At 37.5% G+C, this 16,691-nt stretch carries 15 protein-coding genes; 8 read left to right on the top strand and 7 right to left on the bottom strand.

Annotated elements, in window-relative coordinates; genetic code table 11:
• Positions 1-8: 8 nt before the first annotated feature.
• From icmH to tagH, 4 genes are read right to left on the bottom strand one after another with little or no spacing between them, the layout of a single operon-like run.
• Positions 9-746: a type IVB secretion system protein IcmH/DotU gene (icmH, locus tag L4F91_RS07530; RefSeq protein ID WP_250349946.1), complete on the bottom strand. Its 738-nt coding sequence runs from the start codon at positions 744-746 to the stop codon at positions 9-11.
• Positions 747-749: 3 nt separating this feature from the next.
• Positions 750-2,093, bottom strand: a complete 1,344-nt coding sequence (gene tssK, locus L4F91_RS07525; RefSeq protein ID WP_250349947.1) for a type VI secretion system baseplate subunit TssK — start codon at positions 2,091-2,093, stop codon at positions 750-752.
• A 2-nt stretch (positions 2,094-2,095) separates the two neighbouring features.
• Positions 2,096-2,647, bottom strand: a complete 552-nt coding sequence (gene tssJ / locus L4F91_RS07520; RefSeq protein ID WP_250349948.1) for a type VI secretion system lipoprotein TssJ — start codon at positions 2,645-2,647, stop codon at positions 2,096-2,098.
• Positions 2,648-2,658: 11 nt separating this feature from the next.
• The gene (tagH, locus tag L4F91_RS07515) at positions 2,659-3,900 is read right to left on the bottom strand and encodes a type VI secretion system-associated FHA domain protein TagH (RefSeq protein WP_265754905.1); all 1,242 of its coding nucleotides are present in this window, start codon (positions 3,898-3,900) and stop codon (positions 2,659-2,661) included.
• A gap of 282 nt (positions 3,901-4,182) precedes the next feature.
• Here tagH and L4F91_RS07510 point away from each other — a divergent pair, with 282 nt between their 5' ends.
• The 8 genes from L4F91_RS07510 to L4F91_RS07475 all read left to right on the top strand — a co-directional run bounded on the left by L4F91_RS07510 (position 4,183) and on the right by L4F91_RS07475 (position 14,281).
• Complete coding sequence (locus L4F91_RS07510; protein WP_265754903.1) at positions 4,183-4,755, top strand: PAAR domain-containing protein; 573 nt, start codon at positions 4,183-4,185, stop codon at positions 4,753-4,755.
• A gap of 28 nt (positions 4,756-4,783) precedes the next feature.
• A complete protein-coding gene (locus L4F91_RS07505; RefSeq protein WP_395895752.1) occupies positions 4,784-6,838 on the top strand; it encodes a phospholipase D-like domain-containing protein in 2,055 nt (684 codons plus the stop codon).
• A complete protein-coding gene (locus tag L4F91_RS07500) occupies positions 6,838-7,989 on the top strand; it encodes a DUF6396 domain-containing protein (RefSeq protein WP_265754900.1) in 1,152 nt (383 codons plus the stop codon). The genes L4F91_RS07505 and L4F91_RS07500 overlap by 1 nt, the downstream gene beginning before the upstream one ends.
• Before the next feature lie 124 nt (positions 7,990-8,113).
• A complete protein-coding gene (locus L4F91_RS07495; RefSeq protein ID WP_250349959.1) occupies positions 8,114-9,265 on the top strand; it encodes a sel1 repeat family protein in 1,152 nt (383 codons plus the stop codon).
• A 54-nt stretch (positions 9,266-9,319) separates the two neighbouring features.
• Positions 9,320-9,991: a PAAR domain-containing protein gene (locus tag L4F91_RS07490; protein ID WP_250349960.1), complete on the top strand. Its 672-nt coding sequence runs from the start codon at positions 9,320-9,322 to the stop codon at positions 9,989-9,991.
• A 1-nt stretch (position 9,992) separates the two neighbouring features.
• Positions 9,993-12,047 (top strand): phosphatidylserine/phosphatidylglycerophosphate/cardiolipin synthase family protein, encoded by a 2,055-nt coding sequence (locus L4F91_RS07485; protein WP_395895749.1) that lies wholly within the window; start codon positions 9,993-9,995, stop codon positions 12,045-12,047.
• An 89-nt stretch (positions 12,048-12,136) separates the two neighbouring features.
• Entirely contained in the window at positions 12,137-13,102 is a 966-nt protein-coding gene (locus L4F91_RS07480; RefSeq protein ID WP_395895747.1) for a DUF6396 domain-containing protein, read from the top strand.
• 126 nt (positions 13,103-13,228) lie between these two features.
• A complete protein-coding gene (locus L4F91_RS07475; RefSeq protein WP_395895745.1) occupies positions 13,229-14,281 on the top strand; it encodes a DUF6396 domain-containing protein in 1,053 nt (350 codons plus the stop codon).
• 82 nt (positions 14,282-14,363) lie between these two features.
• Here the strand turns inward: L4F91_RS07475 and L4F91_RS07470 are convergent, their stop codons facing one another.
• The 3 genes from L4F91_RS07470 to L4F91_RS07460 form a co-directional block, all read right to left on the bottom strand.
• The gene (locus L4F91_RS07470; RefSeq protein WP_265778725.1) at positions 14,364-14,948 is read right to left on the bottom strand and encodes a tyrosine-protein phosphatase; all 585 of its coding nucleotides are present in this window, start codon (positions 14,946-14,948) and stop codon (positions 14,364-14,366) included.
• 88 nt (positions 14,949-15,036) lie between these two features.
• Positions 15,037-15,795, bottom strand: a complete 759-nt coding sequence (locus L4F91_RS07465; RefSeq protein ID WP_395895743.1) for a hypothetical protein — start codon at positions 15,793-15,795, stop codon at positions 15,037-15,039.
• On the bottom strand, positions 15,786-16,364 hold the full coding sequence (locus L4F91_RS07460) for a hypothetical protein (RefSeq protein WP_395895740.1): 579 nt from the start codon (positions 16,362-16,364) through the stop codon (positions 15,786-15,788). The genes L4F91_RS07465 and L4F91_RS07460 overlap by 10 nt, the downstream gene beginning before the upstream one ends.
• Positions 16,365-16,691 lie beyond the last annotated feature (327 nt).

Here is a 16,691-nt window from a genome sequence, read left to right as displayed (position 1 = left end):
ACATTTTCCTAATTAAGTAAATTATTTAATTGCTCTAAAATTACATCACTTTGATGGTCTAGCATAAAGAAATAGACCGCATAAATACAAGTTAATACGATAATGAGATAGATAAGAATTCTTTTAATTGTGAGCTTTTTGGTTAATGAATAAGGTTGTTGTATTTGCTCATCATTATTTTGATATAAAACAAGATGTTCTGGTTTATTCTCTCTTAATGTGAGGAGCAAATCATATAAACGTTTAAAAATATCTTCAAACTCAGCATTATGATTGTTTATTTTGTAACGTCCTTTAAACCCCAAGGAGAAGCATAGATACATAAATTCAAGGAGATCTCTATAACGTTTAGGTTCAGACATTAGCTTATCGAGTAGGATATAAACTTTCTCACCACCCCAAGTCTCATTATGGAAATGAGTCAATAAGGATTTATTTAACCAGCTATTGCTGCTTCCCCATCCATGCGATAGCACAACCTCATCAATAAATGTGCATAAAATATATCGGAAAGAGACAATCATACCAGCTTCATAATGATTTTCTCTTAGTAACTGCTCCATAGACTGTATATCCGTCACCACTTGCGAATACAGTTTCTCGGGCATCATATCTGCATTTACTTCTTTTAGGCGTAAAATCATTCCGAGTAATGGCGTTGCAGCATCAATCATCTTATTAATGTTATTTCCGCGCAATGGAAGATGATAATATTCTTGTAATGATAAATCAGACTGATCGAACATAAATTAATTCCTTATCGCCCATAAATGCATATCTAAATCTGGAAATTCGCCTGATATATGGAAAGCAATAGTTCGATTACGTTTAATTTCTTGCCATTCATCTGAATTTGTATCTAGCTGAAAATAAACATAACCTGCATGGTAAGGTAGCTCTCTTGGGGCTGCGCCTAATGATATAAGAGAAACACCGGGTACTTGTACACTTACCAGTTGCTGTAGGCGACCTTGAGAGGTAACTTTGGTTTGATGCATAAATTGATGAGTTAAATTTTCAACAGGTATCCTTGCAGATACAGCTAAAATAAATGTTGCAGTGTTGAGTAATTGTTCATCATTAATTGCTGCAGAACGAATGCCATGTTCGTTAATAGCAAGTTGGATTGATACTGCTCTAGGTGTTAGAACTGTACTTAATGCCATTCTAATTTCTGAACATAGTTGCTGAAAACTTTTTGTCAAATTAAGGTGATCATAAGGAGGGAATGGGCTTACTGTTCTCGAAGCATCAGTAAAAACCATCAATTCTCCACAAAATGAAGCAAGTTCTCGATAAAAATATTCAGGATGTAAATTAGGATGAATATTTAAATGACGATAAAATGGCAACTTACGGTTAAGTAATTGTAGCATTAAAAATTCAGAAACCTCAGCAACGCCTCGCTGTCCAGGAGAACCAATGCGAGATGCCAATGTTAATGTTCGTTGATCCAGTGTATTTTCCATTTCAACGACAAAATCTTTCAATACCGTAGAAGCAGAGATTGTCATACAGGTTGGAATAAACTTTTCATCTAAAATAATTTGGCCATTTTCCAATCGCTCTTTTATTTTAGCAATAGGGATATAGGTATAAGCACTCTTATCTTCCATTTCAAACATTAAGCGTGGTGATAATTGAGCTAAAAATATGGTTGAAGTATCTCCATGAGGTGTATGCAAATCTCTTATTTCTTCATGAACTTCTTTATAACGTACGATATGATTATTTTTTTGATTTTCTGATTGAATTTCATTAATAGTATTCGTTAAAGTAGGTAATGCTAAATAAATGCATTGTCCAACGACATTATCACCTTGTTTAACTTCAAGAATATTTGGGTTGGCATCTTGAGATGGTATATCAAAATAAGTACCATCAGAAAAATAACCTTTTGCAGCGATGAGAGAAATTCTACCTAAGTTCAAAAGCTCCGAATCAATTTCTACGTATTGTAATCCATAATTATACCCTGTTAGAGAAAGGAGCTGGTTCGACAGTAGATAATCTAAATGCCGTTGTTGTTGCTGGAAGTGCTGAGGTCTAACAAAAGTCCCTTCTCCCCAAATAACGCGATTTCTTGTTGCCATATTTATTCTTTATACTCCTTAATATCAAATGTCCATTTTTTTAAATAAACTAAAATATTATAATGGTATCCCTTACCTTTGATTGGAATGACTTTGCGCCATTGTGCTTTTTCTGGATCTGAGTAATAGGCAATAACCCCTAAATAACGTGTATCTTTATCTAATGTAATATCAGAAATAACCTTGTACTGATCTGGTTGAACTGCATAATCTTGATGAGAAATATAGTTTTTTCCTAGTATATCTTTTAAGCTATCTCCTTCAAATTGTTCATAGTAAGAGGCGAGTAATTTTGAGTCTTCAGAAAGATAAATAACTTGTAATTCTAAAGGGGAAGGCTCACCATCATCATTAGGATTAACATTATTATCAGTTAATAAAGTTAATGCCATTGTAGATGGCCGATCTTCAATTGGTCCTACTGGGGTGCTAGGGTCACTAATTATCTGCCCAATTTTTGTCGCTGTTTCTAAAGTGCTACTGCACCCAATTAAGACTATGCTAATTGGTAAATAAATGGCAATTTTCAGGAAAAAACTAAATTTGCTAATCATACTGAATCCTATTACTTACCCTGTTCCCGTAATGCTTTATCGTAGGCTTGTTCGTATACTTCCCAAAACAGTTTCTCAAAGCCTTGCTGACGTGTTGAAGTCAATTCTCGATAGTAATTTTCATACATTCGCCAAGCCCAGGATGGATCCATGTCTTGCCGTTCATTACTGCGGCGATAATTTTCAAAACGAGCCAATAACATTTCGGGTGAGAATGCCTGTAAGATTGCAGATAACGCACTAATGATAGCCATTTTGTTTGCTTCATTATGAATGAGTAAATTATTTAAACATTCAGATACAGCAGCAGGCGCAGCTAAATGAACAGGGCTTTTTTGATTCCCAAATAAAATGTCCATTGTGGCTGGATAATCTAAGTTTAAACGTAAGGGATTATCCTCAATAGGGCGTAGGTGTTTATCTGATAAACTACTTTGAGCTTGCTGTAAACGTAATAGACCATCAACTGTTGCTTTTAATGTGCTTCCTATCTCACTTAGAATATCATTGATGTCTTGGCTATTGTTTAACGGTATTTTCGTATCCATTTCTCGTAGCAAAGGGGAAATGGTGACATATGCATTTTCAATATATTCGGATTTTTGATGTTGTTCAGGTTGTGGTAAATCAATAAAGTTTGATGAAGACATGGTAGAGCGTCCTATATTTGAAGAGGTAGCCGAAGAGTGAGTAAATGGACTTTCATTATTTAATAATCCTGTGGAGGAAACTGTTGGATCATCATTAGATAAGGCTGATAAAGGATCTAGACTTTTATCCTCTTTGAGGAAATTATTTGTTTTATTCTGAGGGGAGGAGAATTGTTTTTTATCTCCGATTAGGTGTTTTAAATGATCTTGCGTACCGATAATTTCTACTGGTTCTAGAGCGAGAGATTTAAGATCCACATCTTTTTCATTTTCAATATAAACTTTAATCTCTATATTACCAATGGTGATGATGTCACTTTTATTTAATCGAATAAAACCAGAACGAGCATTTATCATACTTCCATTGATCGAAACCTCATTCTTACCGGTGACTTGGAAGCAATAATGGTTATCTCGCCATTCAACTCTAGCCTGGTCGGGCTGAATGTTATTCTTGGTATCTTGAATAACCCACAGATTATTCTTACTGCTACCTAGCGTTCCTCCATTGTAATCAAAAATAAAATAAGCCTGACAGCCACTCTCTATATTTGCAGAGTTTGTTACTTTCAGGATTAGAGTCTTATTGTCTCCGCTTATCATTTTATTGCTCCATACCAATTTGTGTTAGTTTTTTTACTGATAATAATAAAAAAACTAAAAATAGATTTAACAACTAAAGAAGAGGCTGCCTATAGGAAAAGCAAAATACAGACACCCTGCTTAAACCTCGGACGTAAAACATTATATAACTAAATATGTTTTTGTGGAATCTTTCATCTTAATGAATAAATACAAAGTCGAGTATCGTTTAGCTTGCATTGCATATATAAACTATGCTGAAATAATGTTCAATCTATCTATATAAGCATAAGGAACGCCATTATGCAACACTCAAATTTAATTTCTTCTCCAAAACGTTGGTCTATTACGCCGAAAGGCAAAAATCCTGCTCATATTGGTGCTTCTGTGCTACACCCTGATGGTTCAGTTGGCCAGGTTGTGGGAGGGCAATCTACAGTCACCTTTGGTGGCAAAGCGGCGGCTTGTATTGGTGATAAGGTAGAATGCCCAGGACATAGTGGTGTAATTATCGCCGGTGCAAAAAGCGTCTCAATTGGTGGTAAGGCCTTAGCTCGAGAGGGGGATAAAACCAGCTGTGGCGGGGTGATTATCAATGCCTTTCCAACGATTACCGTTTATGACAGCACAAAAACCGTGCATGGCAAAAGTGCAGAGGGCAAACAGGAACTTAAATTATCTCTCTTTCAATCAGCCTTTTCTGAGCAAAAGAAATATGTAGGAATGCCGTATAAGCTTTACATTGATGGGAGTGAAGTGGGTGAGGGCCTTTCTAATGAAGAAGGGGATTTTTACCTTGAAGTTCCAGAAAACACCAACGAATTTGAGCTTGTGCTTAAAAATGGCGATCGCTATATCATCGCGACGGAAAGCTAATCTTCTGTAACATTAAGGAGGAAACGTGATGGACGAGGAAAAACAACCGATTCGCATACAACTTGCGAAACATCAAAATGAAGTGATTTTAACAGAGCGTTGGTTTTTAGATAATGCGGAGACTTACCAAAATGGGGATAAAAGTCGACCGGTGGATGCAACATTCAAAGCCTTAGTGAATGGTGAAACGGCATTTGCTGAAGTGTATGAAGCAATTAACAATGCCAAGCGTTCTGTTGATATAGCAATTTGGGGCTTTCAGCCCTCTATGTGTTTTAAGCGAGGTAGCGATGACAAAACTTACCGCATTGGGGATTTGCTCATAATCAAAGCGTATGAAAATGTACAAATTCGTTTACTGGTTTGGAGTATGTGGTTTCATGCACAAACCTTTGTACATGAAAATGCGAATTTAGGTGGAATGCAGGGCGTAAAATATCGTAGTGTAACTGACGTCATTAGGGCGCAAGAACAATATGACTACTATTGGTATATGGCGATTAAAGGGGAGTTACACCTTTTTCTAGAAAGAACTAAAATGAATTTTACTGATCCTTATCTAAAGGATGCAGCTGAATTTAAAGAGGCGAAAACTATTTTTGACAAAAGCCGTATTAATTTAATCAAAGATATTGAGGCTAACTATTCACATTTAGTCACTTTTTCCCGCACAGTGGCAAGAAAGAAAATCCAATATAAAAATCGCCGTATCGCTTTATTTAATGACACCTTTGATAACCGTAAGTATTTTGATAAAAATTTGCCTTGGCAAGCAGAGCTAACTTTATCTGCTACTTCTTCACATCACCAAAAAACAGTGTTAATTGATTATGAATTGCCAGAATGCGCAGTCGGCTTTGTGATGGAGCATAATATGATTGATAACTATTGGGATACGAACGAACATCATTATGGCGATATCAAACTTCCTCACCTAGGAAAAAATGTCAATACACCGTTACAAGATGTGTCGAGTGTTGTGACGGGTGAAGTGTTATGGGATATCAACTATAACTTCTGCCAATCTTGGGATCGTAATGGATTATTTGAAAATCGAGGGAATTATGAGGCGACAGAGAATCTCACCCAACAACGACAACATCTAACCCGTGAAATGTTTATCCCTAATGAAAAATTTGGCCATCAGGTTAAAGCCCAAACTTTACGCACTTATGATGAACCACGAGTCACCGATATTCAAAAAATTTATCTGCAAAATATCAAAAAAACGGTGAGCTATATTTACACGGAAAATCAATATTTTCGTTATCCTCCGTTAGTTGAAACCTTCCTTACCCATTGGGAAAAAATGCGACAAGCAGGACGAACTAGTCCGATTTACTGGTTTGCGGTAACAAACTCAAGTGATGATGGGCTTGGTAAAGGCACTTACACCACTAATCAAATGTTGAAATTATTAGGCAGACAAGATGTGATGCCTAATGTAGTAAGGCAGTTAAAGATTGAAGAAATCCAAACAAAAATTGAGTATCACTACTTTAGATTAACTCAGCCTAATTCACATTCAAATCCAAGTTTAGTGATGAAGGAAATCGATGAGTTAAAAAAACAAAAAGCAGGTTTAGAGGAAGAGATAAAAAAGACCCAAAAAAATGTTGAAAAAGGAATTGACCAAAAAGAACTTGAGTTGCTCAAAAAACTTGAAGCCAAAATTGACCAGACACCAGGTATTAAAAGCCATATTTGCACATTAGCCTCAGCGAACAGTTGGGATGAGGTGTATGTGCATTCCAAAGTGACCATTATGGATGATGTTTTTACGATAATCAGCTCAGCCAATTTAAATACCCGCAGTATGGAGAAAGATACTGAGTTAGGTATAGTAATTGAGAATGGGCAAGTTGCTCGTGAGTTGCGGCAAACTTTATGGGGTTTGCATACAAAGAATGATAGTGATGCCAATCCTCCTGATTTGCATGATCATCGTGATTCTGAAAAGGTATTTAATAAATGGAAAGATTTAATCAATGCAAATCAATCTGCAAGAGAAAAAGGCGAGATGCCTAAACATCCTTTACGTCAATTTTTCCGGGCAGATCCGAAAGTATCGAGGTTAGACTAATGAAGCACACGTGTTTAAAAATATTTTGGTTTATTGCCATTGCCGTTCCCGTAAGTTTTGTCTTATTGATTAAGTATTTAGAATGTAACCCTATTTTTATGGGTGGGGGGCCGAGTTATCGGCCGGAACGCTGTACCGCCAAAGAAAGAGCTGAAAGTGAAAAATTGAAAAAGGAGTATAAAATGGATGTTATGCAACAACTTGCTGCCTTAGAATTTAGCTGTGTTCATGAAGAGAGACCATCTATCCCCGAAGAAGCCCAACTGCTTTACAACTATGCTCTTTATCAAGACTTACACAAAATGTGGACAGGGAAAGCCGGCGATTGGAATGAACTTTTGCCTTATTACCGAATTGCCGCAGCTAATGGGGATTATAAAGCCAATGTAAGGTTGCAATATTTATTAGAAACCAATCGTGCCTTAACCTCAACGAGCTATGATGAGGTACATAGTTTGAATAAGTTATTAGCGAAATCGCTTCCAGCGACGGCATATTATAAGCTTTATGGACATCTAGATATTGGCTTTGGTGTCACCACCAAAGAAAAAGACGGTAAATATGCCTATTTAAGAAAAGCAGCAGATTTGGGTAGTAAAGAGGCGCAGTATGTAGTATCTAAATACATAGGTGCAGTTGATGATCCTGAAACGCTTAAATATAGACTAAAAATAATTGAACAGCTCAGGCAATGTGCTTCAGAACAAGGCTTAGCGGAGGCTTCGGAGTTTTTAGGAATCAGTTATCAGGATGAAAGACAATATAAGCAAGCAATTCAAGCCTTTCATCAAGGGGTAAAAAACGGCTCTTCTTCTTCTGCAGGATGGTTATCTAGTGCTTTTGATGATAAAAGGAAAGATGACGGAAGTGATATGTATTTTTTAAATCTTTCTACAGATTTAGAACGCTCATTAAGATACGAGATGATAAGACACTATTTATCAACGAAAGACTATCTCCAACCTAAAGTCCCTGACCTTGATGAAATAGTTCCCTTACCCCCAGCCAAACTCCCACCTTGGGACGGTAAAATCGCATTCCAACGTTGGTTTGAAGGCCCTTCACCGCAAAAACCAAGTGATGAGTTAATGCAAAAACTGGCTGAAAAAGCCGGGCTAGATTGGCAAACTGGTCTTCCGTTGAAAAAATAAGGGGGAAACTACCGCACTTTTTATTGAGAGCAGAAAAAAGTGCGGTGGAAAATTAAGGCGGATTTATGGTTTTTGTTTAAATATCACTGTTCTATTTTTATCCTAATGTAGCGAGGTTAGACTAATGAAGCACGCGTGTTTAAAAATATTTTGGTTTATTGCCATTGCCGTTCCCGTAAGTTTTGTCTTATTGATTAAGTATTTAGAATGTAACCCTATTTTTATGGGCGGAGGGCCGAGTTATCGACCAGAACGTTGTACCGCCAAAGAAAGAGCTGAAAGTGAAAAATTGAAAAAGGAGTATAAAATGGATGTTATGCAACAACTTGCTGCCTTAGAATTTAGCTGTGTTCATGAAGAGAGACCACCTATCCCCGAAGAAGCCCAACTGCTTTACAACTATGCCCTTTATCAAGATTTACACAAAATGTGGACAGGGAAAGCAGGGGATTGGAATGAACTTTTGCCTTATTACCGAATTGCCGCAGCTAATGGGGATTATAAAGCCAATGTAAGGTTGCAATATTTATTAGAAACCAACCGAGCCTTAACCTCAACGAGCTATGATGAGGTGCATAATCTCAATAAACTTCTAGCGAAATCACTTCCGGCGACGGCATATTATAAGCTTTATGGACATCTAGATATTGGCTTTGGTGTCACCACTAAAGAAAAAGACGGCAAATATGCCTATTTAAGAAAAGCAGCGGATTTGGGTAGTCGAGAAGCGCAGTATGTGGTGGCAGATATGTTAGGGGATATAGATGATCCCGAAACGCTCCCATATAGACAAAAAATTATTGAGCAACTTAGACAATGTGCTTCGGACCAAGGCTTAGCAAAGGCCTCCACATTTTTAGGTATCCGTTATAAAAATCAAGGTCAATATGAGCAAGCAATTCAAGCGTTTCATCAAGGCGTAAAAAATGGTTCTTCATCCTCAGCAAATAGATTAGCTTATGGATTTGATGGTAAGCGAAAAAATGATGGTGAAGATATTGATTTTCTAAATCTGCCTGAAGATATAGAGCGTTCAGTAAGATATAAAATGATACAGAATTATTTGTCAACGAAAGACTATCTCCAACCTAAAGTCCCTGACCTTGATGAAATCGTTCCCTTACCCCCAGCCAAACTTCCACCTTGGGACGGTAAAATCGCTTTTCAACGTTGGTTTGAAGGCCCTTCACCACAAAAACCAAGTGATGAGTTAATGCAGAAACTGGCTGAAAAAGCAGGGTTAGATTGGCAAACTGGATTGCCGTTGAAAAAATAAGGGCAAAGACGATGCACGTTGAATGTATTGATGTTAGAGACAAGGAATCTCATTATGCAAGACTCAAAATCAACTTTTTCTCCAAAACATTGGTCGATTACGCCGAAAGGCAAAAATCCTGCTCATATTGGTGCTTCTGTGCTACACCCTGATGGTTCGGTTGGCCAGGTTGTGGGAGGGCAATCTACTGTCACCTTTGGTGGCAAAGCGGCGGCTTGTATTGGTGATAAGGTAGAATGTCCAGGACATAGTGGTGTAATTATCGCTGGAGCAAAAACCGTCTCCATTGGCGGTAAGGCCTTAGCCCGAGAAGGGGATAAAACCAGCTGTGGCGGGGTGATTATCAATGCTTTTCCAACGATTACCGTTTATGACAGCACAAAAACCGTGCATGGCAAAAGTATCGCTGGTGCTAAAGAGATTCGATTAAATTTAATGGAATCGGCACATTCAAAGCAGAGTGCTTATGCTGGAATGCCTTATAAAGTGATGATTGAACAGCAAGAGATTGGGCAAGGTGTTATTGATGAAACCGGCTCGCTTTATTTTGAAGTGAAAGACACAGACAAAGAAGGCGAAATTGAGCTAGGCAATGGGCAACGGTTTCATTTGCAATTAATTGAGGAAATAGACCTTGCTAGTACATTAGATAAACAAGGGTATCCGACAGAGCAAGCTCAAGATAACGAGCTTGCTGATTATCACCAAGTATTAAAGGATAACTAAGATGTCAAAAAACCGCTATCCAACCATTGTTATTTCAAAGGCCACAGGCCAAGGGAAGTTAAACCAAAGTTGGTTTTTACGGCAAGATGCCTGTAACGAGATGGGGGCGGAAAGGCCGGTGATTGTTCAGCCACCACCTGCAACACCGGCGACGTTTCAGCCATTGATTAATGGTCAAACAACTTTTGAAACCCTGTATGATTTTATCGCTAAGGCAAAACATTCTATCGACATTGCAATTTGGGGTTTTCAACCTTCCATGCTTTTTAAGCGAGATGGGGAATCTCCTTGTATTGGTCGATTATTGATACAAAAAGCCGTAGAAGGCAGAGAGGTTAAGGTTTTAGTATGGAGTATGTGGATAGACTTCCAAACCGTAAAAGGCTTGGGAGAGGCCAATTTAGGAAATGCACCGGGGTTAATGCCTTTCCAGCAAAAAGGTAAAGCATATCAGAGCGAGGCTCAGCGCGCTTATGATTATTGGTGGTATCGTGCGGTGGCGGGCAAGATAGGAGAAAAGGATTTAGCCGAGTTAAACCGATTAAATGAAGTTTATTCGGAAACGGTGTTTAGAGGGGCTTTTACAGAACTTTATGGCTTTAGTTTCAGTGATAATCGTGTGAAATTGCAAGTGAAAAAACGCAGTGTGAAAAGTCATTTTAATCATTATCCTGAGGCCAGTGCGTTGCCTGTTATGAACCGGCTCGTATTGTATGTTTCCCCTTCCCATCATCAAAAGACGGTGCTGATTGATTATATTGACCCACCTAATGCAGTGGGATTCGTATTAGAGCATAATATGCTTGATGAGTATTGGGATGAAAGTACTCATTACAGCCGTCCTATCACGCCATATACGCAACGTAACGCCCCGATACCGTTGCAAGATGTTTCTTCTTTAGTAACGGGAAAGGTATTGTGGGATATCAACCATAATTTTTGCCAATCTTGGGATAGAAGTGATAGCCGTAATTTGGTGGGATGGGTTGACCGAGAGGCAAGGGAAGCCTACAACACGCCTTTGGCCGCAGATAGACGAAGAAGTGTGCTAACGCGAGATTCGTTTGCCCCACGTTCTGAGTTGGGTGAATTAATTATGGCGCAAATCTTACGCACTTATGATAATCCGAAAGAAGAGCATATCCGAGCGATGTATTTGGAGAATATCAAAAAGGCGAGCCATTTTATTTATACGGAAAACCAATATTTTCGCTGGACAGAATTGGTGCGAGCGTATCAATCCCATTGGCAACGATTGAAAGACAATGGGCGAGAGGTCAGCCAACCGTTATATTGGTTTGTGGTGACCAATTCCAGTGATGCGGGAATTGGTAGTGGAACCTATAACACCTATCAAATGCTCAAGCTATTGGGGCGAGAGGATGTGCTGCCGGGGGTAAGCACCCAGTTGGATAGTGACAACACGAATGATGGTGACTATACCAAATATGATGATTATCGAAAGAAAAGGCAAGAGCTAGAAGAGCAGCTTGAAACCTTAACTGCACAAGAGGAACGTGGGCAAGGTGGAGAGGCGGTTACCCAGAAAAAAGCAGCAATCTTAGAGGAATTATCGGCATTAACTGAACAGGAACAACAGGCGATTCAGGCACAATATGAAGAGATGAAACAACTCAAACGCGAAGTCAGTGATGCGGTGGGGATTCGGACGCATATTTGCACGCTAACCTCAATGGATGCGTGGCAAGAGGTGTATATTCATTCGAAAGTTACGATTATTGATGATGTGTTTACCTTTATTGGCTCAGCCAATCTGAATACCCGCAGTATGCAGGTGGATACGGAGTTGGGGATTATTTCGGAGTGTCAGGCAGTGGCAAGGGCATTGCGTTATGATTTATGGAATTTACATACTAATCATAATTCAGAGGTTAATCCTAAAGAAATGAACCGTTTTGAGAGAACTAAGGTAGTGTTTGATAAATGGGAAAAATTGATGGATATAAATAGAAAACAACGTTATAAACAAAGATTACCCCATCAACCTTTGTGTGAATTTTTACGTTTAACCACTGAAATTTCGAGGTCAGACTAATGAAACCAATCAAAAAACTTGTATTACTCAGTCTTATCGCCAGCTTGTGTGCGTGTCACACAGTGGCCTCAACCAGTAAGGATAAGCCAATGCAAAAAACCAACAGCATTTTAGATAATCTCACTTTTGAATGTAAACATGAAGTGCGTCCATCTATTGATAAAGAAGTACATAGCCTCTATGACTATGCCCTTTATCATGATTTACACAATATGTGGCGGGGCAAAAAAGGCGATGAGGTCTGGCAAAATATGGCAGTGTATTACCGTATTGCTGCCTATAATGGCGATTATCAGGCGAATTTACGCTTGCAATGGTTATTGGAAACCAAACGTGTGGTGGTGAAAAAACCACAAACAGAAGTGTATCACTTAAATAAAGAGTTAGAAAAAACCTTACCTGCCACCGCAATGTATAAACTTTACTACCACCTGGATAGCAACTATGGGGTAAAAACTACCTCAGGGGGGAAGTTTGCGTATTTACGAAAAGCAGCGGATATGGGGAGTCGGGAGGCTCAGTTCGCCGTAGGCGAAATCCTTGAGAGAATAGATGATAAGGCAACATTCGCTTTCCGTACAGCTTTGGTTGAACAATTTCTAAGTTGTGCATCTCAACAAGGTATGGGAGAGGCGTCTAAATCGTTAGGAATTGGCTTTGAGCTAGATAAAAGGTATCAAGAGGCGATTCAAGTTTACCACCAGGGTGTAAAAGCAGGAAACAAATTATCAGCGCTTACTTTAGCGGACGGGTTTAGGATTACAAACTCTAAACAATTAGATTATTTAGGGGGATATGTGGATCTAGAACGTTCAACACGTTATCAGATGATCTATGACTATTTATCTACGTACTATTTTCTAAAAATCACCGTCCCCGACCTTGATGAAATCGTTCCCTTACCCCCAGCCAAACTCCCACCTTGGGACGGTAAAATCGCTTTTCAACGTTGGTTTGAAGGCCCTTCACCGCAAAAACCAAGTGATGAGTTAATGCAGAAACTGGCTGAAAAAGCAGGGTTAGATTGGCAAACTGGATTGCCGATGAAAAAATAAGGGAAAAACCACCACACTTTTAACTTAGGGCAGAAACAAAAGTGCGGTGAAAAATTAAGGTGGATTTATGGTTTTTGTTTAAGCATCACTGTTCTATTTTTATCCTAATGTAGCGAGGTCAGACTAATGAAACCAATCAAAAAACTTGTATTACTCAGTCTTATTGCCAGCTTGTGTGCGTGCCACACAGTGGCCTCAACCAGTAAGGATAAGCCAATGCAAAAAACCAACAGTATTTTAGATAATCTCACCTTTGAGTGTAAACACGAAGTGCGTCCACCTATTGATAAAGAAGTACATAGCCTCTATGACTACGCACTGTATCATGATTTACACAATATGTGGCGGGGCAAGAAAGGTGATGAGGTCTGGCAAAATATGGCCGTGTATTACCGTATTGCTGCTTACAATGGTGATTACCAAGCGAATTTACGCTTGCAATGGTTATTGGAAACCAAACGTGTGGTGGTGAAAAAACCACAAACAGAAGTGTATCACTTAAATAAAGAACTGGAAAAAACTTTACCTGCCACGGCGATGTATAAACTTTACTATCATCTTGATAGCAACTATGGGGTAAAAACTACCCCAGGAGGAAAGTTTGCGTATTTACGAAAAGCAGCGGATATGGGGAGTCGAGAGGCTCAGTTTGCAATGGCTGATATTTTAAAGTGGATAAATGATAGGAATACATTGGATTTCAGAATTAATCTAGTTAAGCAATTATTAAATTGTGCTTCACAACAAGGAATGGGAAAGGCGGCAATAAGTTTAGGTACAATATTGGAACTGAGCGAACAATATAGTGAAGCAATTTATATTTACCATCAGGGGGTAATAGCGGGAGATCAGCCATCAGCATTTAAGTTATATAGAGCTTTTGATAAAAGACAAAAACACCCTTTAAATAAAGGTATTGATCAAGATCTAGAACGCGCCACACGCTATAAGATGATCGATGATTATTTATTTAAATACTACTTTTTAAAACCCACCGTCCCCGATCTTGATGAGATCGTTCCCTTACCCCCAGCCAAACTTCCATCTTGGGACGGAAAAATTGCGTTTCAGCGTTGGTTTGAAGGCCCTTCACCGCAAAAACCAAGTGATGAGTTAATGCAAAAACTCGCTGAAAAAGCAGGGCTAGATTGGCAAACTGGATTGCCGTTGAAAAAATAAGGAAACCATTATTTTATCTGCACCCCAAAAGTTGAACTAAGAGGCAACTTATTAAGGTGCAGATTTTTGTTAAAAGATTGTGCTAGTTTTTATTCATTCTTAATTGAATTAGATTTTCTCTAACTTGATTAATATTATCTGGGGTAAAAAATCCTTCGATGTTTTTCCAAATTGAGTGGAAGCCATACGGCCCTTCGATCATTTCTCGTTTTGCTTCGTTAGGCTCCCAATTTTGATATATGATTCGATACATAGCAGAAATTAGACCTGTACGATCTGCGCCATGATAACAATGCACTAATACCGCGCCTTGATTTTGTGCTTGTTCAATTTCCCATAGTACATTGGCGACTTCTTTAGGCGTTATTGCCCAAGATAGTAATGGTGTATTGATAAGTTTTAAATTGGTATGCTGAAAAGCGTTCCTGTCTCCATTACGATAAAAGAAACGTAAATTGACAATGGTTTTTATATTGTATTTTTGAATTAAATCATAGTTTTCTGAGGTGAGTTGCTCACTACGAAATAATTTATTATCTATGTTATAAAGGTTTGTTTCTTGGTTCTGCAATACGGCCCAATGCTGTGTATTCTGCGGTGTTTCCGTGGGCGTTGTTGTACAGGAAGAAATAAGTAACATTGGAATAATTATATAAATTTTTTTCATAGATATACTTTAGATCCTAATTTAGTTAGTTTGTTTTTTTACCTTGGTTAAAAGGTGGCTTATATAGAAGTTTTAACTTCTGCAATATTTATTTAATCTTTGGATTTTTATTATCTCTCTTACATATTTTTATTAATTTTTTTGTCTCTATTTTGATTATGAGTAATACGTAACACATATCTGAATACAATATTGCACAATTTCCTATAATTGCAGTTTGGAGAACATAGTAAAGTCCATTTTCTGCATGCCGACTCCGAGTAGATTGAAACATACTGATTATAAAAATGGTTAAGATAATATAAAGGGCATACTTTAAAATTTTACTCTTTGCCAAGTTATCTAAACTTACGATCTCTTTAGAAGATTTTTTACCAGAAAAAATAGAAAGGCTATCTATAATTAACTTTTCTTCATTGATTCTAATGACGTGAATTATTGCTACAAACAGAAGGAAAGAGAGTATAAGAATAAGATTTAAGTATAATTCAGGGTATAGAAAATAACTTAAAACATAAGCTGGAAAAAAGAGCAATACAATACTCATGCATCCCATACCAAAGATGGTAGAATGAAGATACATTAATGCAATAATATTATTCTTTTTTGAAAGGAATTGTGTTATGAGATAGAATAAAAATAGATAGGTAAGCTCTCCTATCAAAAACAACACTATTAACTTATTTTTCTTTTCTATTGGGATATTAAGGTCTGTAAAGAAGAGGATTGCATATTGTATGATTAAAAAAATAAAAAAGACTGTTAATATAAATTTATAAGATCCTACACCTGTTTTATATTTATTAAAAATAAACCTACTATTTTTGTTTAAATATTTTAGTTCCATGTTTCATCCTTTATGTAATCAATGGCTTGGTTAATAGCATAACCTATACTGACAATAACAACGCCACTAAGTAAGAAGATTAATATTACAGGGAAAGCGGGCATAAATCCGGAAATAGATAATATTAAAGAAGTCAATATAGAACTTATCGCCACAGTAGCTATTCCGCCCAAGAAAGATAATCCAATTCTTCCTAATAACTCTACAATATCTCGACTCCCTGATTCATCCAACATCACTGTATCATAATCCAAAATGACATCAATCACGAATCCTGTTGCGGCTAATGGGCCGGAGAAATTTGCTTTAGCTAATGATTTGATGGATAGTACTTCTTTTGCGGATAGCCAAATTCGTTTAATATTTTTACTAATATGAATTCCTCCGGTTACACCTTTTAATTTTTCATGCGCTAATCCAGCATATCTAAATCCAAAAGCAGGAGTTTTTCCTTTAAATACAATGGCTAAATATCCGTTTATCCATTTTACTTCGACTTTATGACTCATTGCTTTTATCCAATGTTTATTTTCTAATGTGTAATCAATTGTATCTTTAACTAAAGCCATGTCATCGTTAGAGTAATATTGGAGAATCTCTATAAGCTCCTTATATTCTTTATCTTCAAGGATATGTTCTAATTCCCTTACTTCAACTGTTTGTGCTGTTTTATAGCGTTCGACTGGTGTTCCAAAAGGGTAGTATTGTAAGGGGATTTTTGAGAGATTAGCTTCTTTTTTGACTTTAAATAACTCAATCTATTATTTTTATTTGTGTTTTTTCTTTTTATTTAAGTAGGTTTTTATTATTATCCCCCAGTAACAAAATGTTGGATATATAAAGGTGGTGGTGAATAACATTATGCCAGTAGAATAATAGATGTCATATTTTTGATT

Origin of the sequence: Avibacterium sp. 20-126, assembly GCF_044358625.1 — a bacterium.
Lineage (GTDB): Bacteria > Pseudomonadota > Gammaproteobacteria > Enterobacterales > Pasteurellaceae > Avibacterium.
This window is presented reverse-complemented; position numbering and strand designations above follow the sequence as displayed.